The sequence below is a fragment of the Bacteroides faecium genome (genome assembly GCF_012113595.1).
Classification (GTDB): domain Bacteria; phylum Bacteroidota; class Bacteroidia; order Bacteroidales; family Bacteroidaceae; genus Bacteroides; species Bacteroides faecium.
The window spans coordinates 4,195,592-4,220,138 of the sequence record NZ_CP050831.1 but is presented as its reverse complement, the minus strand read 5'-3'; the positions used below and the strand labels follow the sequence as shown (position 1 = coordinate 4,220,138).

18 protein-coding genes are annotated in these 24,547 nt (G+C 45.8%); 16 read left to right on the top strand and 2 right to left on the bottom strand.

Translation table 11 applies throughout. The features are described from left to right. The first annotated feature begins 16 nt into the window (after window positions 1–16). The 15 genes from BacF7301_RS15340 to BacF7301_RS15270 all read left to right on the top strand — a co-directional run bounded on the left by BacF7301_RS15340 (window position 17) and on the right by BacF7301_RS15270 (window position 20,240). On the top strand, window positions 17–2,488 hold the full coding sequence (locus tag BacF7301_RS15340; protein WP_167964117.1) for a glycoside hydrolase family 2 protein: 2,472 nt from the start codon (window positions 17–19) through the stop codon (window positions 2,486–2,488). 117 nt (window positions 2,489–2,605) lie between these two features. Further along, window positions 2,606–3,769 (top strand): alginate lyase family protein, encoded by a 1,164-nt coding sequence (locus tag BacF7301_RS15335; RefSeq protein ID WP_167964115.1) that lies wholly within the window; start codon window positions 2,606–2,608, stop codon window positions 3,767–3,769. Between the two features lie 21 nt (window positions 3,770–3,790). Then, on the top strand, window positions 3,791–4,993 hold the full coding sequence (locus BacF7301_RS15330; protein WP_167964113.1) for an alginate lyase family protein: 1,203 nt from the start codon (window positions 3,791–3,793) through the stop codon (window positions 4,991–4,993). A 22-nt stretch (window positions 4,994–5,015) separates the two neighbouring features. Further along, a complete protein-coding gene (locus BacF7301_RS15325) occupies window positions 5,016–8,123 on the top strand; it encodes a SusC/RagA family TonB-linked outer membrane protein (RefSeq protein ID WP_167964111.1) in 3,108 nt (1,035 codons plus the stop codon). Between the two features lie 20 nt (window positions 8,124–8,143). Then, window positions 8,144–9,634, top strand: coding sequence for a RagB/SusD family nutrient uptake outer membrane protein (locus BacF7301_RS15320; protein ID WP_167964109.1), 1,491 nt, complete (start codon window positions 8,144–8,146; stop codon window positions 9,632–9,634). Window positions 9,635–9,653: 19 nt separating this feature from the next. Next, window positions 9,654–11,198: an IPT/TIG domain-containing protein gene (locus BacF7301_RS15315; protein WP_167964107.1), complete on the top strand. Its 1,545-nt coding sequence runs from the start codon at window positions 9,654–9,656 to the stop codon at window positions 11,196–11,198. Window positions 11,199–11,210: 12 nt separating this feature from the next. After that, window positions 11,211–12,677, top strand: a complete 1,467-nt coding sequence (locus BacF7301_RS15310; protein ID WP_167964105.1) for a hypothetical protein — start codon at window positions 11,211–11,213, stop codon at window positions 12,675–12,677. A 432-nt stretch (window positions 12,678–13,109) separates the two neighbouring features. Next, window positions 13,110–14,096: a Gfo/Idh/MocA family protein gene (locus BacF7301_RS15305; protein WP_167964103.1), complete on the top strand. Its 987-nt coding sequence runs from the start codon at window positions 13,110–13,112 to the stop codon at window positions 14,094–14,096. A 149-nt stretch (window positions 14,097–14,245) separates the two neighbouring features. Further along, the gene (locus tag BacF7301_RS15300; protein WP_167964101.1) at window positions 14,246–14,767 is read left to right on the top strand and encodes a GFO_1088 family ECF-type sigma factor; all 522 of its coding nucleotides are present in this window, start codon (window positions 14,246–14,248) and stop codon (window positions 14,765–14,767) included. Beyond that, window positions 14,764–15,198 carry a PG0215 family putative anti-sigma factor gene (locus tag BacF7301_RS15295; protein ID WP_167964099.1) on the top strand — a complete coding sequence of 145 codons (435 nt, stop codon included), beginning with the start codon at window positions 14,764–14,766 and terminating at the stop codon, window positions 15,196–15,198. The genes BacF7301_RS15300 and BacF7301_RS15295 overlap by 4 nt, the downstream gene beginning before the upstream one ends. A gap of 23 nt (window positions 15,199–15,221) precedes the next feature. Continuing rightward, window positions 15,222–15,668 carry a DUF6108 family protein gene (locus BacF7301_RS15290; protein ID WP_167967216.1) on the top strand — a complete coding sequence of 149 codons (447 nt, stop codon included), beginning with the start codon at window positions 15,222–15,224 and terminating at the stop codon, window positions 15,666–15,668. Between the two features lie 21 nt (window positions 15,669–15,689). Beyond that, window positions 15,690–16,592 carry a hypothetical protein gene (locus BacF7301_RS15285; protein ID WP_167964097.1) on the top strand — a complete coding sequence of 301 codons (903 nt, stop codon included), beginning with the start codon at window positions 15,690–15,692 and terminating at the stop codon, window positions 16,590–16,592. Between the two features lie 649 nt (window positions 16,593–17,241). Then, the gene (ltrA, locus tag BacF7301_RS15280; protein ID WP_245208245.1) at window positions 17,242–18,768 is read left to right on the top strand and encodes a group II intron reverse transcriptase/maturase; all 1,527 of its coding nucleotides are present in this window, start codon (window positions 17,242–17,244) and stop codon (window positions 18,766–18,768) included. A gap of 154 nt (window positions 18,769–18,922) precedes the next feature. Then, complete coding sequence (locus BacF7301_RS15275; RefSeq protein WP_167964095.1) at window positions 18,923–19,393, top strand: nucleoside deaminase; 471 nt, start codon at window positions 18,923–18,925, stop codon at window positions 19,391–19,393. A gap of 43 nt (window positions 19,394–19,436) precedes the next feature. Further along, window positions 19,437–20,240 carry a fimbrillin family protein gene (locus BacF7301_RS15270; RefSeq protein ID WP_167964093.1) on the top strand — a complete coding sequence of 268 codons (804 nt, stop codon included), beginning with the start codon at window positions 19,437–19,439 and terminating at the stop codon, window positions 20,238–20,240. A 118-nt stretch (window positions 20,241–20,358) separates the two neighbouring features. Here BacF7301_RS15270 and BacF7301_RS15265 read toward each other — a convergent pair whose 3' ends face one another. Further along, entirely contained in the window at window positions 20,359–22,014 is a 1,656-nt protein-coding gene (locus tag BacF7301_RS15265; protein ID WP_167964091.1) for an OmpP1/FadL family transporter, read from the bottom strand. A gap of 39 nt (window positions 22,015–22,053) precedes the next feature. Continuing rightward, window positions 22,054–23,373: a hypothetical protein gene (locus BacF7301_RS15260; RefSeq protein WP_167964089.1), complete on the bottom strand. Its 1,320-nt coding sequence runs from the start codon at window positions 23,371–23,373 to the stop codon at window positions 22,054–22,056. A 153-nt stretch (window positions 23,374–23,526) separates the two neighbouring features. Here BacF7301_RS15260 and prmA point away from each other — a divergent pair, with 153 nt between their 5' ends. Next, window positions 23,527–24,375 carry a 50S ribosomal protein L11 methyltransferase gene (gene prmA / locus BacF7301_RS15255; protein ID WP_167964087.1) on the top strand — a complete coding sequence of 283 codons (849 nt, stop codon included), beginning with the start codon at window positions 23,527–23,529 and terminating at the stop codon, window positions 24,373–24,375. Window positions 24,376–24,547 lie beyond the last annotated feature (172 nt).

Sequence of the window (24,547 nt, the reverse complement as noted above, 5' to 3'; positions counted from 1 at the left end):
ACAACTCATACAGACCATGAAAAGACCCATTATCTATATACTGACAGCCCTTATAACACTCGCCCTTCCGGCAAGTGCCAGGATTCCGGCCAGCCAAAGAATCCGCCTGACCAACCAATGGGAATACCTCAAAGGTGACCTCGGAAGCATATGGGAAGCTGTACGCGCAGCAGCCCCCGGCTCTTCGGAAGCCGTCCCCATCTGGCAGCCGGTCACCCTTCCCCACTGCTTCAATGCGGAAGATGCCGTAGACCCGGATGTCAACTATTACCAGGGGCCCGGATGGTATCGTACCTTGCTCGATATTCAGAATCCGGCAGCCAACGGCCGCACAATTCTCGAATTTGAAGGAGCCGGACAGAAAACGGAAGTATATATCTATACACAGAAAGTCGGCAGCCACACAGGTGGTTACGACGAATGGAGCGTTGACATTACAGATGCCGTCCAACAAGCATTATCCAACCCCGACTGCCGGAAACGTTTCAACGGCAAAGTTCCTTTGTCCATCCGTTGCGACAATTCGAGAGATACGGAGATGATTCCCTCGGACTTATCGGACTTCAACGTTTACGGCGGACTCTACCGATACGTCAACCTGATTTATCAGCCTGCCCTTTCTTTCAGCAGCTTCAAACTGGAGACTCCGGTACAGAAAGACCTGAAGAACGCAGCCCTGAAAGTGCAGGCCAACTTCTACAACCCGAACGACACCCGCCAGGCCACAGTGCACTTCACACTGAAAGACCCGAACGGTAAGAAAGTAACCGAACAGACAGCCACGGATATTCTTCCCCTGGGAGAAGTGCAACTATTCGACATCGCCATCAAGAATCCGATGCTTTGGAGTCCTGAACAGCCTCAGCTTTATACCTGCGAGTTCACCCTCAAAACTACTGAAGGCGAACAGACCGTAACAGAACAAATCGGCTTCCGTCATTTTGAGTTTGTAGACTACGGACCTTTCAAGCTGAACGGCAAACGCCTGTTACTGAAAGGCACTCACCGCCACGAAGACCATGCCGGCGTAGCCGCTGCCATGACCGAAGAACAGATGGTGACAGAAATAAAGATGATGAAAGAAATGGGCATCAACTTCATCCGCCTGGGGCATTACCAACAATCGGATATCATTCTCCGTTTGTGTGACGAACTGGGTATTCTCGTTTGGGAAGAAATCCCCTGGTGCCGCGGTGGACTGGGTGGCGAAACCTACAAAGCACAAGCCCGCCGGATGCTTACCAACATGATTAACCAGCACCACAACCATCCTTCCGTGATTCTTTGGGGACTGGGTAATGAGAATGACTGGCCGAATGACTTCCCGACTTTCGAGCAATCACAGATACGCGCCTTTATGAAAGAACTGAACGACCTGGCACACCGCCTCGACCCGTCACGCGTTACTTCCATCCGCCGGTGCGACTTCTGCAAAGATATTGTCGATGTATATTCCCCTTCCATTTGGGCGGGCTGGTATCGCGGTCAATTCACCGACTATAAATCCACCTCTGAAAAGGAGATGAAGCGTGTGAAACACTTCCTGCACGTAGAATGGGGCGGCGACTCCCACGCAAGACGCCATGCTGAAGACCCGTTCAAATCCCTGGGTGGTATTCCTGTCGGAGCCGGTGCCGATGAACGGGCGGGCGATTTTTCTCTCGTCGGTGGTGATGCCCGTGCATCAAGAGACGGAGACTGGTCGGAATCCTACATCGTGAAACTGGTAGACTGGCACCTGAAAGAGCAAGAAACCATGTCCTGGCTGACAGGCACGGCATACTGGCCTTTCAAAGACTTCTCCACTCCCCTGCGCCCGGAGAACCCGGTTCCTTATGTAAACCAAAAGGGAGTCATCGAACGGGACTTCACCAGGAAGGAAGTATTCTATGTCTTCCAGTCTTATTGGACAGAGAAACCGATGATACACATCTACGGTCACACATGGCCGACACGCTGGGGAACGGAGAACGAACCCAAAGAAATACTGGTTTACTCCAACTGCCCGGCAGTAGAACTGTTTGTCAACGGTGTGAGCCAGGGCGTCAAGCAACGGAACAGCCAGGATTTCCCGGCAGCCGGACTTCATTGGAAAAGCGTATTGCGCGAAGGAGAGAATCACTTGAAAGCAGTAGCCGTAAAAAGCAAGGAAGCCGTTTCCGATGAAATCACCGTTGCTTATCAAACCGCACAATGGGGAGAACCGAAACAGTTGAAAATAGCGAGTTACCCCGAAGGAAACAATATCATTCGTGTGGAAGCACAGTTGACAGATGAAAAAGGCATTCCTTGCCTGGATGCAGCCAACCTCATTTCATTTGAAATTGCCGGAGACGGAAAGCTTCTCCAAAACCTGGGAACTTCGACCGGCTCGCGCAAGGTACAAACCTACAACGGAAAAGCAATGATACGCGCCCAAGTAACCGACGCTTGCTACGTTTCCGTTCAATCGGACGGAATAAAGACCGTTTTATACTCAATCAAATGATAATTATAATTTAGGCACGGATTACGCGGATTACACGGTTTTAGAAATATGATAACATAAAGCAACAGCGTAATCCGTGTTATCCGTGCCTAAAAATTCCCATTTATAAAACTAATTATGAATAATTATTTAGGATTATTAATAGTACTCTTTAGTCTCACTACGGTGACGGCTAAGGAAGACGTGACCGACCAGATACGTCAACTCCTGCAAGCGGAAACCCTGCAACGGGCGGATGCTGGACTGGAGTCCGTGCCTGTGACCGTCACCGCTACCCGTGCCGAAAGAAGCGCAGGGGGTATACACGACTTTTACTCCGAAGGTGACTACTGGTGGGCGAACCCGCAAGACCCGAACGGCCCGTTCATCCGCCGCGACGGAGAAACGAACCCGGACAATTTTACCGCTCACCGTCACGCCATGATACGATTCAGCCAGTTGGTCGGCGACCTGACTTCCGCCTGGATACTGACAGGCGACAAGAAATATACTGATGCCGCCATGCGCCATATCCGCGCTTGGTTCATCAACCAGAAAACGATGATGAATCCGAACCTGCTGTATGCACAAGCCATCAAAGGAATAGCTACCGGACGCGGAATCGGAATCATCGACACGATTCATCTGATTGAAGTCGTGCAGTCACTCCGGCTGATGGAAGCCCGGGGGATTATCGAAGAAAAGGAACTGAAAACCATCCGCTTATGGTTCTCCGACTATCTGACCTGGATGTCTACCCACCGTTACGGAATCAACGAGATGGAAGCCAAGAATAATCATGGTACCTGTTGGGCTATGCAAGCCGCCGCTTTCGCCTTGTTCACACAGAATGAAGAAATGATTCGTTTCTGCCGTGAACGTTACCGGACGGTATTGTTACCCAATCAGATGGCCACTGATGGCAGTTTCCCCCTGGAACTGGAACGCACCAAGCCTTACGGCTATTCTCTCTTCAACCTCGATGCCATGAGCACTCTCTGCCATCTACTGACAACTCCCGAAGAAAACCTGTGGGACTACACAACAGCAGACGGACGGAATATCGAAAAAGGAATTGCCTGGCTGTTCCCCTTTGTGAAAGACAAAGGTTCGTGGAAACACCAACCGGATATCATGTTTTGGGAAAAATGGCCTGTGGCACACCCGTTCCTGTTATTCGGCAGTATGCACCACTACCGGAAAGATTATTTCCGGACATGGAAGAAGCTGGAACATTTCCCCACCAACGAGGAAGTGATACGCAATCTTCCTATCCGTCACCCTTTATTATGGTTAAACTAATTCGCTTAAAATAGAATCATTATGAGAAACTTACTATTGAGTGCTTTCGCACTGGTTTGCCTGCTTCCGATGAACGCACAGACCGTCAACACCCGCATCTACCCGGCAGAAAAGCTGGCTAAAGTGAAGGCTAAAGCCGATACCCCTACATATGCCCCGGCTATCAAAACTTTAATGAAAGACGCTGACAAGGCAATGAACCTGACTCCACCTTCCGTAATGGACAAGAGCATGGTAGCATCTAGCGGCGACAAACATGACTACATGAGCATGGGCCCTTACTGGTGGCCCGACCCTTCCAAACCGGACGGATTGCCTTACATTCGCAAAGACGGGCAACGCAATCCCGAACTGTCCAAGCTAGACCGTAACCGGTTGGGAGATATGGCAAAGGCTGTCACTACTTTGGGAATCGCCTACTATTTCTCAGGCAACGAGCAATATGCAAAGAAAGCCGCCGACTTCCTGAAAGTATGGTTCCTGGACGCCAAGACAAAGATGAATCCGAACTTAAATTACGGTCAGACTATCCCCGGCCGCAGAGAGGGTCTGGGACGCGGAACAGGTATGATTGATACATACTGCTTTGTAGAAATGCTAGACGCGCTTGCTTTGCTTGATAACTCAAAAGCGATGACACCCGCCATCAAGAAAGGTATGAAAGAATGGTTCACACAGTTCGTTGAATGGATACAGACCAGTCCGGTGGCTGCCGAGGAAAACGCAGCGAAGAACAATCATGGCCTGGCATATGATGTACAGTTGACTGCTTATGCACTCTATATCGGCAAAAAGGAACTGGCAGCACAGGTATTGAAATCATTCCCGGAAAAGCGCCTGTTCTCTCAGATTGAACCGGACGGCAAACAACCGTTGGAACTGGAACGCACCACTGCTTTCGGTTATACTCTCTTTAATCTGACCCATATGCTGGATATGTCTTTCATCGCTTCTACGGAAGGAATGGATATTTATAACGCCGCCAGTGGAGACGGACGTTCCATCACCGCCGCATTGAAGTTTGTCATTCCTTACATCGGCAAGCCTCAGAGCGAATGGCCTTACCAACAAATCAAGGAATGGGACAAAAAACAGGACGAAGCCTGCTGGGTACTTCGCAAAGCCTCTTTCTTCGACCCGAAAGCCGGATACGAAGCTATCGGTGCCAAGCACCGCACGACTTCCGCATCCAACCGTCTGAATTTAATGTATAGTTTAGAATAACCCTTTTTTAAATCCTAATATTATGAGGAATAAATCGTTTTATTATCCTTTAATGATAGCTATACTGCTATTGTTATGTACCCCGTTCGTAACGGTTGTCTACGCACAATCATTTACTGTCACCGGTACAGTAGCCGACAGTCAGGGCGGTGTTCCCGGAGTAAATGTGAAGGTGAAAGGAAGTACCACCGGTACTATCACCGATATGGACGGTAAATTTACGTTGAGCATCCCCTCTTCCAAGTCGGTCCTCGTCATTTCATACATCGGATACGTGACACAGGAAGTGCCCGTCAATAATCAGAAAACACTGAATATCAATTTAAAGGAAGACACGAAAGTGTTGGACGAAGTAGTAGTGGTAGGTTACGGTGTGCAGAAGAAATCCCACCTGACCGGTTCGGTATCCAAGATGGATGTCAACAGCCTGACGGATATTCCCGTGACACAGGTAGACCAACTGCTGCAAGGAAAGATTGCCGGCGTTAATATCCAGAACTCCACTTCCGAAGCCGGAGCCGCTCCGCAAATCCGTGTTCGTGGTATGGGTTCTATCAGTGCCGACAGTTCTCCGCTAATTGTTATCGACGGTTATCCCGTTCCCGAAGGACTTTCCACACTCGACATGGCGGATATCGCTTCTATCGAAGTACTGAAAGATGCCGCTTCCGCCGCTATCTACGGTTCGCGTGCAGCCAACGGCGTTATCCTCGTAACTACCAAAGAAGGAAATGCCAGTAAAGCCAAATACAGCGTGAAAGCCTCTACCGGATTGAAGTGGGCGTACAAACTGCACCCTATCATGAGTTCCAAAGACTATTATAACATGATGGGCTACGAAGCTGCCTTGCAAAACAAAACCATAGCCGCCAATGACGAAGCCTTCGGACTTATCAATAATTACACCGACTGGCAACGCGAAGGTTTGCAGGATACTCCACAGATTCACCAGGTACAACTCTCCGTATCGGGTGGTAAGAAAGATATTACTTACTATGTTTCCGGTAACTACGCACAGGAAGACGGTATCATGATTAACAGTAACTACAAGCGTCTGAATCTCCGTTCACGTATCAACGCGAAGTTATCCAAACGTGTAGACCTCAGCCTGAATATCGCCCCGTCTTACACCAAGACAGAAACTCCGTCGACCAACTTTATCGACTTCTACCGTACGCCGTCATTCATGCCGGTACGCCATACGGCGGAAACGGCCGCCCTCACCGGCAAAGCCATCGGTTCATGGGCACGCGGCAGCGACTTCAGCAATATCATGTACACACGCGAAGACGGCACACAAGTGAAAGCCAGTCCTTTCAACACCAGTAACAACAATCCCAAATCATTGATGGATACCGAAGAGCGCTTCAAAGAAGACTATAACCTGCAAGCCAATTCCTCTATCAATGTGCAAATAATGAAAGGTCTTACCTTTACTACTTCCAACGGTTTCTACATCAAATACCGTCAGAACAACGAGTACCGCAACTACGAATCCCGCAAAGACGAGGAATCGGCTATGGGTACTTACAAAAACCGTCTCTACGTCGACCTGTTAAGTGAAAATACACTGAACTATATCGGCAAGAAAGGCAAGCATGACTATGCCGCCTTACTGGGTTACACCGCACAAACTACATCGGAAACCACTGCGAGTATCGTAGGTTTGGGCTTCCCGACCGATTATGTCCACACACTCAATGCGGCTACTTCTTTTGATGTCAGCCAGACGAATACGGTAAAATTCCGTACCGCCATGATGTCCGCCCTTGCACGTGTCAATTACAGCTATGCAGACAAGTACCTGCTCTCCGCCAGTATCCGTACAGACGGTAGTTCTCTCTTTGCCGACGGTAAGCAATGGGGTTGGTTCCCTTCCGTATCTCTCGGATGGCGTGCTTCGGAAGAATCCTTCCTGAAAGGTATCAGTTGGCTGAATATGCTGAAACTGCGTGCCAGCTTCGGTGTGACGGGTAACAATAATATCCCCGCCAACTCTTACTACAACCTGCTATACGCCAGCAACTACGCACTGGGTAGCGGAACGGGCGCTCTCGTCCCCGGATTGGGCAAGACGACCTCTACGAAAGGTAACTACGACATCACCTGGGAACAGACCTACGAATACAATGCCGGTATCGACTTCAGCGCACTGGACAACCGTATCAGCCTGACCCTGGAAGGTTACTACTCTATCACCAAGCAACTTCTGTTCAAGCAACCGGTCGTTTCCTTCATGGGTTACCGCGATTACTGGAACAACATCGGACGTATCCGCAACAGCGGTATCGAAATCGAATTGAACACGCACAACATTCGCACCAAGAACTTCGAATGGACTACTTCGTTCAACATTTCGTCCAACTTCAACAAGCTGCTCGAACTCTCCGGCGAAGAAAGGCTGATTTCTACCGGAGAGCGTAACGAAACATATTTGGCACAAGTCGGTCATCGCGCTATCTCATTCTTCGGATACAAGACGGACGGCGTTTACCTCAGTCAGGCCGACCTGGATGCTTCACCGCACCTGGCAAGCGCCACTCCGGGCAGTCTTAAAATTGTAGACATCAACGACGACGGTGTCATCAATGACAAAGACCGTACCGTCATCGGCAACCCGTTCCCGAAAGCAACCTGGGGTATCTCCAACACCTTCAGATGGAAAGGATTCGACCTTTATTTCCTGATTCAGGGTGTCAGCGGACTGGATGTATTCAACGGTGACGGATACTACACCGAGTCCAAGAAGTTCAATCGCAACTACGTGAAAGACCGTTGGATTAGTGCCGAATATCCGGGCGACGGACGCACTCCGACAGTAGGTTCCGCCGGAATCTCCTGGGAATTCACCGACTATATGATTGAAAATGGTTCATTCGTTGCACTGCGCGACGTGGTTTTAGGTTATACATTTGATAAGAAGAAACTGAAAAAGGCAGGACTCAACTCGCTTCGCCTGTATGCTTCCGGTCAGAACTTGCTCTATTTCTGGGGAAAAGACTACCGGGGTATCAATCCTGAAGCCCGTGTGACAAGCGGTTCGTACGCTTCACCACTGGTGAACGGATACCAACGCGGCGGATTCCCGATTCAGTCTACCGTCAACTTCGGATTCGAACTTAATTTCTAATCATCTTAAAACGTACAGAAATGAAACTAAAACATACATTTATCGCTAGTCTGTCCGCTTGCTTGCTGGGGCTCTCTTCCTGTGACCTCAACATTACGCCGGACTCCTATATCCCCGACGGTTCGTTCTACAAGAATGAAGCTGAAATGAATACTGCCGTTATCGGCTGCTACGGTGGAATGCAGGCTCCGTTGAACATCGAATGGACGCTTACCGAACTGCGTGCGGACAATACCCGCATGAACAGCAACAGTTCCACCAACGATGCGTTCCTGCAACAGCAGGCGCTTGACCTTGGTACAATGGATGCCAGCAACGCGAACATACGTACTTATTGGGAAGCAACTTACAGCAATATCAACAGTTGCAACAATGTACTCGCCCCTGAAAACCTGGCTGTTGTAGCCAATGAGAAGAAACGGGCACAATTTGAGGGAGAAGTACGTTTCATCCGTGCCTATCATTACTTCAACCTGGTGCGTCTTTTCGGCCCTACTTTCATCGTGACGGAAGAGTTGAGCGTGGCAGAAGCCATGAAGAAAGACCGTAGCAGTGTGGAAGCTACTTACAAGCAGATTATCGACGACCTTCAGACAGCCGTTGACGACCTGGAAGGCGTAACGTATGACGTTGCCGATTTAGGACGTGTCACTCAGGTAGCAGCTCAATCCCTATTAGCCAAAGTCTATCTGACTATCGGGAAATATACGGAAGCCAAAGGATTGCTCAAATCAGTAGTAGACGTAAAAGGTGACCGGTTAACCATCAGTTATTCCGACGTATTCGACATATCCAAGGAAATGAATGATGAGATTATCTTCGCTGTCCGTTACAAATCGGGTAGTCTAGGTATTGGCTCTCCTTTCGCCAATACTTTCGCTCCGACCAAAAGTGGCGCGAATGTAGTGACGGGTGATGGTGACGGACGTAACTATCCGACTACCGAGGTGTTGGGTATTTATCCGGAAGGAGATTTACGTAAAGATGCCAGTGTAAGCGACCATTATATTGACCCGGGCAAGAAAGACCCGGTGGTCATTTCAGACCAGTCAGCGTATATCAAGAAGTTTGTTTCTCCTGTCAGCGTACGCTATGATGCTGAAAACGACTGGCCTGTTATTCGTCATGCAGACGTACTGTTGATGTATGCCGAAGTACTGAACGAAACGGATGGCCCTGCCACCGGACTGCCATATCTCAACGAAGTGCGCCGACGTGCCGGATTGGATGCTATTGATGCTTCCGAAGTACCTGTCCGCTCCGCTTTCCGCGAGAGACTCGAAAAAGAACGCCGTCTGGAACTGGCTTTCGAAAATCAGCGGTGGTTCGACCTCGTGCGTTGGGGAAAAGCGGTGGAAACAATCAATAAACAAATCACGGAAACAGAAGGCTTCTATGACAAGTATGCCTTCACGGTTAATAAGATTGATAACTGGCAATTGTTGCTTCCTATCCCACAAAGTGTGATAGATAATAATCCGAGCATTGTTACCCAGAATCCGAATTACTAATCCATCAAACGAAAATAGTATGAAAAATAAACTATATAATCTATTGGTTCTCTTTGTACTTGTCATGCTGACGAGTTGCAACGAAAAGTTAAATATTGAGACTGAGACACAGGGCGCACCGGAAATCAGCGAGTTTGCTCCCGCAAGCGGGAAAGCCGGTACGGAGGTGACTGTCAAAGGTAGTAACTTGCGCGATATAGTGTCCGCCACCGTCGGTGGTGTGGAAGCACAGATACTTTATAAGCTGTCACAGCAGGAAATTGTTATCGTAGTGCCACGTGAAGGCACAAAGAGCGGAAAGATTGTTCTTTCTACTTCGCGTAAAGACGACTCCAGCCAAGGCGCACGTGCGGAGAGCACACAATCGTTCACAGTGATTTATCCGACTCCAAGTGTGACGAGTTTCCCGAAAAGCGGAAGAGTGGGCAACAATGTTGAAATTCTAGGCAGCAATCTTGATATTATCTCCAAAGTCCTTATGGGCGGAGAAGAGGGAGAAATTATCTATCAGAGTGAAAAAGAGATTGCTGTAAAAGTGCCTTTTATCATTGATGATAATGCAACCGTTGCTTTGAAATATACGAATCAGACAGGTGGTGAATCTGAAGTTAAAGGGGAATCCGACGACTTCGCCGTAGAAAAAGATGAACCGGAAATAGAGAAGATAGACCAGGCAAGCCTGATGGAAAGAAGCCTGCTCACATTGAGCGGTAAATATCTCAACCTGATTGAGTATATTTATTTCGGAGAAGAAAAGTGTGCGCCGGTCAGCCGGGAAGAGAATGTAATTGTGTTCAGAGTGCCGACTTTGGCGGAGACAAGCACAGTGAAAATCAAAGTGACGTATTATAAGGAGACGAAGGAAATTACTCTGTCCGATGCTTGCCAGGTGATTCGCATGAAGAACTTGTTCAGTGCCAATCAGGCGATAGGGACACGTAACAGTAAGTATGGTTATGGCAGTATGCTGAATGGTAATTCTGCCGACGGCAATCCTATCTGTACTCCTTGCGTTCTGAAAGATGAAGAGAATTTTGACAAGATAGACTTTGCGGGTTATGTGAACAGCGGACTGGACTTTGCATTCAACTCACCGGATGCCATTCTTAATCCCGACCCGGCAAATACGAAGAATAATCTGAAGAATTACTGGTGTGGAACGGCTGCTGTACCTAATGCGGAGAACTTCACGATATTCGCACCTTTCACGGCAGTACAAACGAGGTTCTTTGTATTGAACGCAACAACTCATGCAGCGCTTATCGAACAAATCAGGGCAGGAAGAGACCAGTTGGAAATTACTCCATCGCTCTTTACCAGTCTGAATATAACCAAGAGTTCTGCCCGTACACGTAAATCATCAGAAGCGGCGGGTACAGTGAGCGAACAGATATTTGATGCCGGCAGTGTAGTTGTATTCTACAATAACCACAAGGATAAATACGGTATTCTCGACATTCTGGAAGTACACGTAGATTATGGTCAGGCCAACAACATCAATAATGGCGATAAGAATAATCAGGGTATTGCTTACATCACATTCGACCTTTACTATCAACGCTAAAAAAGAAAGAACATGAAAAAAAGAAATTATACATTAACCACCGCATTGACGGCAGCCCTGTGCTGCCTGATATGCCTGCTGAACGGATGTACCCGCGATAATGACATTGACATTCCGCAGACCTCTATCAACACGATAGGAGCAACCACCGTGCAACCGGGAGAGACAATCACTCTGACAGGTGCGAATATGCATCTTATCTCTAAAGTGTATTTCGGTGACGCCACTACGATTGACATCAAGACACCGCAAGCAGAGCGTGACCATCAATCACTCACGGTTTATGTACCTACCGAAGTGTTCGAAGAGACAAAAGTCGTTCCTCTCGCTGTATTGTACAATTCCGTGCATCGTCTTGTCGTATGCGAGGAACTGACTGTTTATATCGCACCTGTTATTCCTACAACTTCCACTACCCTATCGGGTGAAGTGAAACCGGGCGATATTATCACTATTACTGGAACAGACTTAGGTATCATCAAAGCTCTGCAAGCTAACGGAGAGTCGATTACGATTGATAATAAGAAAGCAACGGAAATAACTTTCAAAGCCCCGGAAGTAGATACGGATACCGAATTTACAATCATTCTTGTTTATGATAATTCATTGGGTAACGACCAGAAGTTGGTTGTACCGGGTAAGTTTACGGTCAAAGAGGTTGTTCCCGGCGGCAGCGTAACCAGCGAAACACAGGAAGTAGAAACCGGAAAAGACATCACGATTGAAGGAACAAATCTGAATGTTGTGAAAGCAGTCCGCCTGACAAAAGCGGGTGGCGCATCATCTGACATTACTATTACGAATCCTGAAGCAACCGGATTTACTTTTAAAGCTCCGGAAGTGGAAGAGGATACAGAATTTACTGTGACGCTGATTTATGGAAAGAGTGATAAAGAAAGTGCTTCTATCGGTACGGTGAAGGTGAAGAAAGCCACGGTAGTACTATCTTATTATCATTGGGAAAATGTAACATTAGGAGCTCCGGCAACTGAATGTGCTCTTTTCGATGCTTCTGCAGGCCATACAATTACCCCTTGTGATTTGTTTGATAATCAAGCAAATGTAGACTTTGCCATGGATGCCACTACTACCGCAGCAGCACGTCTGCTTAACCCGGCCAACATCAATGATAATTTCATGAAGGCACAAATATGTGGTGAATCAACCCTTTTCAGTGATGGCAAAGATTATTCAACTGTACGTACTTCGCTAAAAACTCAATTCAAGTTATTAAGTTCGGGCAACACAACAGAAAACGCCTTGATTCAGAAAGTATTGAATGGAGAAATCACAGATATAAAAGAAGATATTGGCAGCATAAATCCCACAACAAACACTCCTACCGTAGCCGAAAATAATGTTCTTGTCTTCAAAAATACGAGCAAAAATAAAATGGGAATTATATGGATAAAGAGTGTTACTCTTGGCGAAAAGAAGGAGCTTAATACTATCTCCATGAATGTATATTACGAAAAATAAACTCCCGAAGACTTGACTTTCGCTTCCGAATGTCGTATCTTTACAGAGTTAATGATAAAGTAGTTTCAATTAAACTACACGTAAAGGCGGGAATTGCCATTCCCGCCTTTCTTTTTTCCCAAAAGGAATAAATCTCCCCTCACCCCGGCTTTCTGCCTTGCTTTCCCCCGGACTTACCGCTTCTCACCCCTGGGTTTACCTCTACTCACCTTCCTTCTTATCACCAATAGAGTGTGTATTCCCCTCAAACAGAGGCTCTGTTCACCCGAAACGGAGTGTCTATTCTACTAAAACAGAACATCTGTTTCAGTGAAATGCAACGTTCATTTCCCAAACTTCTCTTCTAAGTTAATAATCAATAAAGTTGCTCTTGACAAAAAATAGCTTTATCTTTGGGGTTTGTTTAAAACAGGCACAATAGGTAATAACATTATGAGTGAAAAGATTATTAAATGGGGCTTCATCGGTTGCGGAGAAGTTACGAAAACAAAAAGTGGCCCTGCTTTCCAAAAAGTAGACCATTCGGAAGTCGTGGCAGTAATGAGCCGTGACGGTGCGAAAGCGAAGGCTTATGCCAAAGAGAGAGGTATTAAGAAATGGTATGATGACGCACAAGAGTTGATAGACGATCCGGAAGTAAATGCTATTTATATCGCTACTCCCCCTTCTTCACATGCCACTTATGCAATCATGTCCATGAAAGCAGGTAAGCCGGCCTATATTGAGAAGCCGATGGCCGTCACTTATGAAGAATGTACCCGCATCAACCGCATATCCAAAGAAACGGGTGTCCCCTGTTTCGTCGCATATTACCGTCGTTATCTTCCTTATTTTCAGAAAGTAAAGGAACTGGTAGAGAACGGGACTATCGGTAATGTTATCAATGTACAGATTCGTTTTGCCCAACCGCCGCGCGATTTGGATTATAATCGCGAAAATCTTCCCTGGCGCGTACAAGCGGATATTGCCGGTGGTGGTTACTTTTATGACCTAGCCCCGCATCAGATTGATTTATTGCAGGATATGTTCGGTTGTATCCTCGAAGCTAGTGGATACAAGAGCAATCGGGGCGGACTCTATCCTGCCGAAGATACATTGAGCGCCTGCTTCCAGTTCGACAACGGATTGGTGGGTAGCGGTTCATGGTGTTTCGTCGCCCATGATTCCGCCCGCGAAGACCGTATAGAGATTATCGGTGACAAGGGAATGATTTGTTTCTCTGTCTTTACTTACGAGCCTATCGGACTGCATACCGAAAAGGGACGCGAAGAAATCTGCATCGGCAACCCTGAACATGTGCAACAGCCGCTTATCCAGGCGGTAGTAGACCACCTATTAGGTAAGTCCGTTTGCTCCTGCGACGGTGAAAGCGCCACGTTGACCAATTGGGTAATGGATAAGATTCTTGGTAAACTCTAAAAGAACGCCCTGCAAATCTTTATTTAGCATACAGAAAGTGCCGGCCATTTTGCATGATACAGCAACTAGCCGGCACTTTTTTTACACAACTACAAAAAAAATTCTTTTTGATGTCACGTTTTGCTTTCCCTACCGTCTTATCTGTGTAAATGGAACTCAAGCAATTTAAAATAACCGTTCTACCTCTTCGCGACAAACTGTTGAATTATGCCCGAAGATTGACTGAGGATTCTTCGGATGCCGAAGATGCCGTGCAAGAGGTCATGCTGAAGTTATGGAACCTGCGCCAAAAGCTCGATGAATACCGGAGTATCGAAGCCGTAGCCATGACGATGACGCATCATCTTTGCATGGATATGTGGCGGGCCAGGCGTCCGGACACAGTACCGATCGAGCAGGTACAGGCAGCGGCATCCGCGGGTACTCCGGAACGGTTATTGGAAGAAAGGGACGAATTCAAGTTAATGCAGGAAATAATCGACTCTTTACCCACATTGCAGCGAACAATTATTCGCATGAAGGATATAGAGGAATATGAAACGGAAGAGATTGCAGAGATTACCGGATGCAATGCCGAAGCAATCCGAAGCAATCTATCGAGAGCCCGCAAGAAAGTGAGAGAAATCTATTTGCTCACCATACAAGAACGAAAAAAGAGGAACGAAGCATGAAAGATATAGAAGAATTATTGAATAAATATTTTGAAGGCGAAACCACCTGTGAAGAAGAACGCGAATTGCGCCGTTTCTTTACCGAAGGGCTCGTGCCGGAACATCTTCAGATGTATCGTCCGATGTTTGCCTTCTTTGAAGCGGAACATACCCAATATGTACAGGCATCCGCAACCGCCCGGTCTGAGAAAAAGAATAAGACGTTCAGGTATTATCTGACTTACAGCTTGGGCACTGTGGCGGCCACCTTATTATTAGTATTAGGCGTATCGGGTGTTTATCGCCACTTGTCCCCCGCATCGTCCAGTTATGTCATCATCGACGGCAAGCAATATACAGATGCCGCCTTAATCCGTGAACAGGCGAAAGCCGCTTTCCGTGACGTCAGTTTCAGTGAAGAGGAAGTGTTCGTCACCTTATTTGAGGAATAATATAAAAACAGCATAAGAATATGATGAATAAATTCATTCGTACCGCCCTGCTCATCCTGTTGCTTGCTTTTGCCACTCATGCGGCAGCCCAGCAAGGACTGCAAATTGCCACCGTCTTTCAGAAATACGGGAAGCAAAAAGGAGTGACTATGGTAGAATTGTCCAAAGAAGTGTTGGACGCCTATCAAATGAATCTCTATAAGAGCCTTGTCTTCAAGGATGCAGGAGACGCACTCCCTACCATTCTCCGCTGCCTGGAAGCTGATAAAAAGAAAGCTAAGAAGGTAAAAGAAGTTGTTTCCGGCGGACAAATCCAGTCAGGCTATTACCAACTGCCGCAACTCAAGGAAGATGTTAACCGCTTCATTCTCTTTAAAACGGGGAAGAAAGGTTCTGCCACTCTTATTTATATTGAAGGGGAACTGGATGCCGACGATTTGGTTACTATGTTATTTATGAAGAAAGAATAAGAACACATTAAAAGAATATCTATGAAACAGTTATTATTACTACTATTCATAATCGCTCCAATGGGCATTATGGCACAAAATGAGAATCTCGCCCAAGACACGACCCTCTACCTCAACGGAAGGAAAATCGTTATCAAGGAACATGGCGACAAGATTAAGGTAAAGCTCTACGAAAGCACATTGAACGGAAATACCATAGCCAACACCAAAATCTTCGAAGGTGTCTACCTGAACGGTCAGAGTATGGAAAGCCGTACTGTTCTGGATGCACTTCCTTTCTCCAAACGTAACAGAAAGACAGACCGATTCGAACCTCATGCCGGCGGGCTCTATATCGGATACACGCAACTGTCGAACGACTTTTTCTCTTTCAATCCTTCCAACCGTGCCAGCCTGAATACAGGACATTCCTGGGAAATAGGCGGCAACCTGTTCACGGGTTACCATGCCTTTGCTCCCACCTATAATTGGGGTGTCACTATCGGACTGGGATGGGGCTACCGCAGCATGCGTCTGGACGGTAATTATGCTTTCCGCGAGATAGATGGCATCACTCAAATCTATCCCGGTAAAATGGCTGAAGAGCCGACAGAATATAGCAAAAGCCGTTTGCGCTATTTCTATTTCCGTATTCCGCTTTCTATCGAATGGCAAACGAGGATTAACGGCAGAGGTCCTTTATTCTTCGCAGTCGGCCCCGAAGCTGAAATCCGTCATGGGGTGAAATCGAAAGGAAAAATAAATGGCGTAAAAAAGACTTTTGATAAGGGACTGAATGTACGCCCGTTGGGAATAAATGTGTTGGCACAGGCTGGCTACGCTGATTTAGGGGTCTACATGCGCTACTCTACCTATGGACTCTTTGAGAAGAATAAAGGTCCCGAACTTTACCCGTTCTCTTTCGGCGTTTGCTGGTACTGGTAAAAAATTAATAGAAACACTCCATTGTATATTGTTAGTTTTTTCTATCTTTGTAAAAGAAGGTGCGACAAGAGGTCGTCTAAGTAATTGTTCGAGATTACAATCGAACCTATTGTTCCGTCAATAGTAGCCTACGAAGGCGTGCTTAGCTGGTAACGGCTTGGTGCGAAGCCCTTCAGACAACGACATCTTCGATGAGGAAGAATGAACCGTAAGGTACATTCAACAAATACAAATATCCTGTAATTGAGATGGCCAGGCTGACCGATATGAACAACAGATGTGAATCGTTACACCATCGTCACAAAGAAAAGGCTTACGGATATTAATAAGCCTTGACCAAAAGGTAAGCAGACAGGATAGTCCTCTCTTTTTTAGGGCTACACGGATGCAGTTCTGCCGGTGGATAGACGGGTTCTAAGTCGGTCATGAGTTACTTGTACGAAACTTGGTAAGCCCGTATATCTCCTGTTCTTTTTAAGAGCGGGTAAGCCGCCCGTAAGGAACGCCGAATGATATGCGGGTAAAGGATTGCGGAGAAAGCGAATGCCCCCTTGTAATGAGGAGGATAGAGGTTCAAACATCACCTCACGTGAAAACGGGCAGACTTCCGCAAGATAATTCTTTGCTAAAGGAATGTGGAACTTTTGTAATGAAGAAACAGCAAATGGGCGGAGTGAAAACGAAGTGTGCGTCTTCAACCAGAAACGCAAGCGGATGGAACAGTATTGACTGGAACAGATGCGAACGCAAGGTACGAAAGCTGCAAGTCCGCATAGCAAAGGCTCAGAAAGAAAAGAGATATAACAAGGTGCAAGCCCTGCAACATCTCTTGGTTATCTCTTTTGGAGCCAAGGCATTGGCTGTAAAACGAGTGACATCCAATAAAGGAAAACGAACATCGGGAGTGGATAAAGTAAAATGGGCTACTCCTACAGATAAGCTGAACGCAATTCGTTCTTTGAAAAGACGTGGGTATCGTCCCAGTCCGCTGAAAAGAGTGTATATCGCCAAAAGTAACGGGAAGAAACGTCCGCTGGGAATACCGACCATGAGGGACAGAGCCATGCAGGCGCTTTATCTGATGGCGTTAGAACCCATAACAGAAACAACGGCAGACGACAATTCTTACGGTTTCCGTAAGTACCGTGGCACCGCCGATGCGATAGATGCCCTGCATAGATGGTTAAGCAGAGATTGTTCCCCACAGTGGATACTGGAAGGAGACATCAAGGGATGCTTCGACCACATCAGTCATGAATGGCTTCTCGGTAACGTACGAACTGACAAGACCGTACTCAGGAAGTGGCTCAAATGTGGTGTGGTATTCAATAAATTGCTTATCCCCACCGTGGAGGGCACTCCGCAAGGAGGCATCATCTCCCCGACCTTGGCGAACACCACGCTGGACGGAATGGAAAAGCTGCTGGAAGAAAGATATGCCAAAAAGTATATGAATGGAAAGTTATACTATCCGAAAGTGCATCTTGTAAGGTATGCCGATGATTTTTGTGTCACGGCAGATAAACGGAAGACACTGGAAGAGATTAAGGCATTGCTGAACGACTTTCTGGCAGAAAGGGGATTGACACTCTCGCAGGAGAAGACGAAGATTACGCATGTGAAAGACGGTTTTGACTTTTTAGGCTTTAATATCCGGAAATACAACGGAACATTATTAATCAAGCCATCGAAGAAGAGTCAGAAACGGTTCACAGAGAAGCTGCATGATATTATATTTAGTCATAAATCGGTATCACAGCAGGTTTTGATAGAAGAACTCAACCCCGTATTAAGAGGCTGGGGAAACTATTACAAACATGTAGTATCAAAGCGAGTGTTCAGCAAGACAGACCACATCTTGACCTTACAGTTAAAGAGATGGTCATATAGAAGGCATACAAACAAGTCGAGGAAATGGATAAAGGACAAATACTTTATTAAGATAGGTTCAAGAGACTGGATGTTTGGCTTTAATTATGAGGATTGCGATAAAAAGTATACCTTTGTATTATTGAAGTTGGCAGACATATCGATTGAACGGTACATTAAGATAAAGAAAGAAGCCAATCCATTTGACACAACTTGGGATGCCTACTTTGAAAGACGACAAAAGAAAGGTTGGCGGGTTCGTTCCGCGAAAGTGGATACTTTATCGGAAAGCGCATTAATAATGTGACTGAACCGATTTAATTTTGTGAGAATTAAATTTAGAATTATCGGAGCTGTATGCGGGGAAACTCGCACGTACAGTTCTTAATGGGGAAAGCGGGGGAAACCTCGCTGACCTACATAACAGATTAGAATAAAACTAACAATATATTTTTTGTGCTATGACAAAAGAAGAATTAATGCGGAAAGCAATCGAGCTTTCTAAGGAGAACATTGAAAATGGTGGTGGCCCTTTCGGCGCTGTGATTGCTACGAAAGAGGGGGAAATAGTTGCAACGGGTGTGAACCGCGTTACTTCATCTTGCGACCCTACTGCTCACGCTGAAGTGAGTGCCATACGTGCCGCGGCTGCGAAGCTCGGAACTTTCAATCTTAGCGGATATGAAATATATACTTCCTGCGAGCCTTGTCCGATGTGTCTGGGTGCTATCTATTGGGCACGACTGGACAAGATGTATTATGGCAATAATAAGACGGATGCCAAAGATATCGGTTTTGATGACTCTTTTATTTATGACGAACTGGAACTTAAACCTGAAAACAGAAAACTCCCCTCTGAAATCTTACTACACAATGAAGCCCTTACTGCCTTCAAAGCCTGGGCGGCCAAAGAAGACAAGATAGAATATTAAAGTAAACCTCTCACTATTATTAACCTATTAATTTACCCCTCACATGAAGAAAAACCTTCTCTTTTTTTTAGCGGCATCATGCCTGTTTAGTTGTCAGCAACAAGATGAACAACAAGAACCCAGCAAGAAAGCTTTCAGCTTTTCTGCTTCTATCGACAATGAAAGTATCACTGATGCTCTTACACGTAGTAGCAGCACTCTTTCTCTTCCTGCAAAAAGTAGTTTCTCGGATGGAGATATCATCTCGATGTCTGCTTCCGAGCAGGATTATCTACCGTTTACCATAGGTATGGAGAACCCAGCCTGGGATGTGATAGATACGGATGCGGAAGCTGTTACTTTTTATGCTCATTATCCCGAATTGTCCGATGATGTTGCTACACGTTCGTTCGGTAGCCGTTATCGTGGTATTACAGGTGGTAAAGAGTTTTTGTTCGGAATGACACAAGCTGCCAAAGGTTCCTGGAACGTTGCTCTTAAATTCAAGCGAATGACGGTGCCCGTTATCCTGCTTGATGAGAAGAGACAACCGTATGAAGGTAATGCAATCGTTAAGCTTTTCCTGAAGAATAAAGGTGTACAAGACCTGTTCAATGGTAAAATCGAAGCAGACAAGGATGCAAAACCTGAATACATTAACATCCGGAAAATATCGGAAGGTATCCTGACTAACCTGCTCCCACAACGGATTAAGGCCGGCGAGACGATAGGAACGGTTATCGTAGATGATAAGGAAGAGCCTATTATCGTGGATAAGGATATCGAGTTAACTCCCGATACTCCTATTGCCATCAGCCTTTACAGAGGTCGTGGTATTATTGACGAACGGACTCCATTGCGCAGATAAAACAAAAAATTAAAAGTGATACTAATAAAAATCCCCGGAACCGCTGTAGACACTCAGCATTCCTGGGATTTTTCACACACAAAAGTTATTATAGAAATTGAAAACTGTCTTTGTTAGATTAGAAGCGTAAACCTAATGTTAATAGTACTTGACTACGTGTATTGGTTACTTTGGTTGCTTGCGGAGTTACTATTTCCCAAACTCCCGGTGAAGTTTCCAAGTCATTATAAAATGGGTAGAACTTCTCTTTATACATAGAATATTGATAAGCTAAATCAGCATAAAAGGCCTTTCCACGATATCCTATTCCGATTGTATAATTACTATGCGACTGGGAATTTGCAAAGTCTGTATCTGTCAAAGTAGAATTAGCCGGTATCCACTTATAAGCATCATCTTCTTTAAAAGCAGTAGTACTGTAATTATAACCTAAACGGAAGGCAAACTCAGGTATTACTTTATACTCAGCACCGATACGGAATGTATGTACACCTTTCATGAAGTCTTTAATCGTACTATTCTGATCTACCATTTCATCTCCTTCAGGATAACTGAATTTCATAGATGAATAATCTTCATATTCATACTCGGCTCCCAATGCTAAAGAAGTGCCAACCGTATAACCCAAACTCGCATTAAATCTCCACGGAGTAGACAGGCGGAAATCCTGTTCTATCCTTCTTCCATCATTTGCATCAAAAGACTTTCTGGTTGTAATAGCATCTTTACCAGGCTTATCGTCACGTACATAAAATGTCTTATTGTCATCTTGTACTTCTTTCAAGTAAACATCCGAGGTCATACTTGCACCATTCTCGTATGTCAAATTATAAAATGCAGGTGTATGTATCGCAAAACCAATGCGGAAAGGAGAAGACTCAAACGGACGGAAAATTGCACCAAACTTCACATCTACTCCCGATCCTTTAATACGATTGAATGAAGCCAATTCATAACCTTCACCATTTCCATAATCTTCATCATATAGAGTGGTTTTCTTATAATTCACATCGTATGCACCAATCGTTAATCCTAAATAAACACGATCGTTCACATTTAGCGCGACATTAAAGTCATACTGACTGATTCCCCCTTTTTCATTGGAGTTGAAATAAGCTTCAGCCTCATCTGGGACTACAGGAACGTATCTATCATAACCATTATCATCCCGGACTGAATTTGTCAGATAACCTTGGTATCCCATAATTCCCAACCAACCAAGTCGATTATTATTATAAGCGTCAGAATTACCAAAATCATAGTTCTCTCTATCATATGATACAACGTCTGTAGCCTGTTGCCCCATCTGATTAACCTGAGATACAAAAATCTTATCATCTACGGCTCCCATCAATCCGCCCATTGTCATATTCTTATAGAAAGACTTGGTGCGCTTATAGTTAAAGCCAAAGTTCACATAACGCAATGCCGTCTGATTTCCTATTTTGGAAGCGAACACAAAGCCTATGTTATCAAACGACCATTGGTTCTTATCATTATTAAAAGTCTGTCCCAAGTATTTGCTCTCCGTACCGTAAGCAGAATAGCTGAAAGAGGTCATGATGTCATTACTACGATAAATACCGATACCGGCAGGGTTAGTCCCCATCGTAGAAATATCACCACCCAAAGCGCCCATCGCCCCGCCCATACCTACAAAACGGGCGGTTCCATTCAAGTCTCGCTCTGCCAACTTCGCTGCATCATATATTGTCTGTGCACTGACACCTGCGACAAAACACAAGGCGCAAGCAACTGCGATTATCTTTTTCATAACGTTGTCTTATATTACAGAGTTAATATATAGTATTGATTATCTTCTTCCGCTTCTGCTAGAACCGCCTCCACCGCCACTTGAGCGTGAAGAACCACCACCTGAATAGCTGCCACTGGAACGAGAGCTACTACTGCTACTTGGTGAATAGCTGCTACGAGAAGAAGAACGGCTACCACTATCGTATGAACGGCTAGAGCTTCTACTACTGCTTCTAGTAGACGGACTGCTGGTTGAAGTCCCTCTATTGTAAGTAGAAGAAGACCTTCTTGTAGTTCCGTATGATGAAGAAGAAGATGATGACCGTGAAGGAGACGAAGCACTACGACGAACGGAACCTTCACGATTACTATTGTAAGTTGAGGAGCTACGCGTACTGCTTGGACGTGTGTAGTTACTACTTCTACGAGTAGAAGAAGCGTCACTGCGGGTAGTTACCCCAGTACGTCCGGTACTGACGCGGGTTGCTTCACGTCTTGTTCCAACAGTTCTACCGGTATAAGAGCTTGAAGAACTACGGCGATCTGTACCGATTGCCGATCTACGGTCTGAATATGATCCACTTCTCCGTGAAGAAGAGAAATTATTGTAGCCATAAGAACGACGATTCGTATAGGTGTTGCGTGCCCAATGGTTTCCACCGCCGCCCCAGCCCCAGCTAGGACCACCGTGCCAATGATGATGATGTCCCCAGTAGCCACCGCCACCATACCAGCCACCCCAGTAGCCGCCGCCCCAGTAACCCGGAGAGTAACCCCAAGAATAGTAAGGACGATTCCATCCCCAACCATAGTTCCAACCCCAGCCATAAGAACCATAGCGCCAGTCCCACCACATCGGGTTACTGAACGTCGGGAATGCGTAAGCATACATACCGTCGGTATATACGTTCCAGTCCCAGGAGTTCGGTCCGTAAACTACGTCCCAGTAGAGCGGGCTGCTGATGCTGATTGCGAAACGCGGATTGCGGAAACGGATGATACGTTCTGCGTATTCATAGTCGTCTTGCGTACCATTGAATTCGCCGGTCACCCATTCTCCGTCCAAATCCGGATTAGATTTTTCTTTTATGTATAAGGTATCATTATCCATTACGAATTCATTTTCACGTGCATCGTAACGGCGGTTATATTCATCTACGTCCCGTGTTCTGCCCTTGCGGTCCTGAACAACTACGGTAGTACCCGGTGAAGTATAGATGTTGGTCACCTGTTTCTTCGGTTCCTTCCGGACTGGAGTTTCTTTTTTCTCCTGTTTGTCTTTGGAAGGTACGAAGTAAAGGTCGTCATCAACGCTTTGTGCCATCAAGCCTATCGGGAGGCACAAGGCAAATAGCAAGAAGTAAACAATCTTTTTCATATCATCTCGGTTTATGTAATTACTTAAACTTATTCACGTTACAAAGATAAGGAAGAGATTTTTCGTCCGGGGGAGATTTTCCCCAAAGGATAATAGGGAAATCCCTATTTCTAACTATCTTTGCACATTATTTATTAGAAAAAGAAAACAACCATGAAGTATTTTGAGTTCACATTCCATACCAATCCTTGCACTGAAACAGTTAATGACGTACTGGCTGCCGTGCTCGGCGAAGTAGGATTCGAGAGTTTTGTTGAATGTGAAAGCGGGTTGACCGCCTATATCCAACAATCATTATATGACGAAACCGCTATTAAGATTGCAATCACCGAGTTCCCCCTGCCCGATACGGAAATCACATTTACCTATGCAGAAGCGGAAGACAAGGACTGGAACGAGGAATGGGAAAAGAATTTCTTCCAGCCGATTATCATTGGTGACCGTTGTGTGATTCACAGCACTTTCCATCAGGACGTACCTAAAGCGGAATATGATATTGTCATTAACCCGCAAATGGCTTTCGGAACAGGACATCACGAAACAACAAGCCTTATCATTGAGGAACTGCTGGATAGCGAGTTGAAAGATAAATCTCTGCTCGATATGGGGTGCGGCACTTCAATTCTCGCCATCCTTGCACGAATGAGAGGTGCGCGTCCGTGTACGGCTATCGACATTGACGAATGGTGTGTGCGAAACTCTATCGAAAACATTGAACTGAATCATGTAGATGATATTGCCGTTTTTCAAGGAGACGCTTCGTCCCTTACCGGGAAAGGTCCGTTTGATGTTATTATTGCCAATATCAACCGGAATATTCTGTTGAATGACATGAAACACTATGTTGCCTGTATGCATCCGGGGTCTGAATTGTATATGAGCGGATTCTATGTAGATGACATTACAGTTATTCGTGAGGAAGCGGAAAAGAACGGATTGACTTACGTTCATTACAAAGAGAAGAACCGTTGGGCAGAGGTGAAGTTTGTTTATAAAGCCTGATAGCTCTTTATCTGCTCCACAAAGACATAGACGGCTTATCATTAAAACAAGCCTGCAACTAATCGTTAAGATTCAAAAGACGAGATGCTCATCCCGTACAATACCGGATGCTCATCCCGTCATGCTCCAGATGCTCATCCGGTAATGTACGGGATGAGCATCTGGCATATGG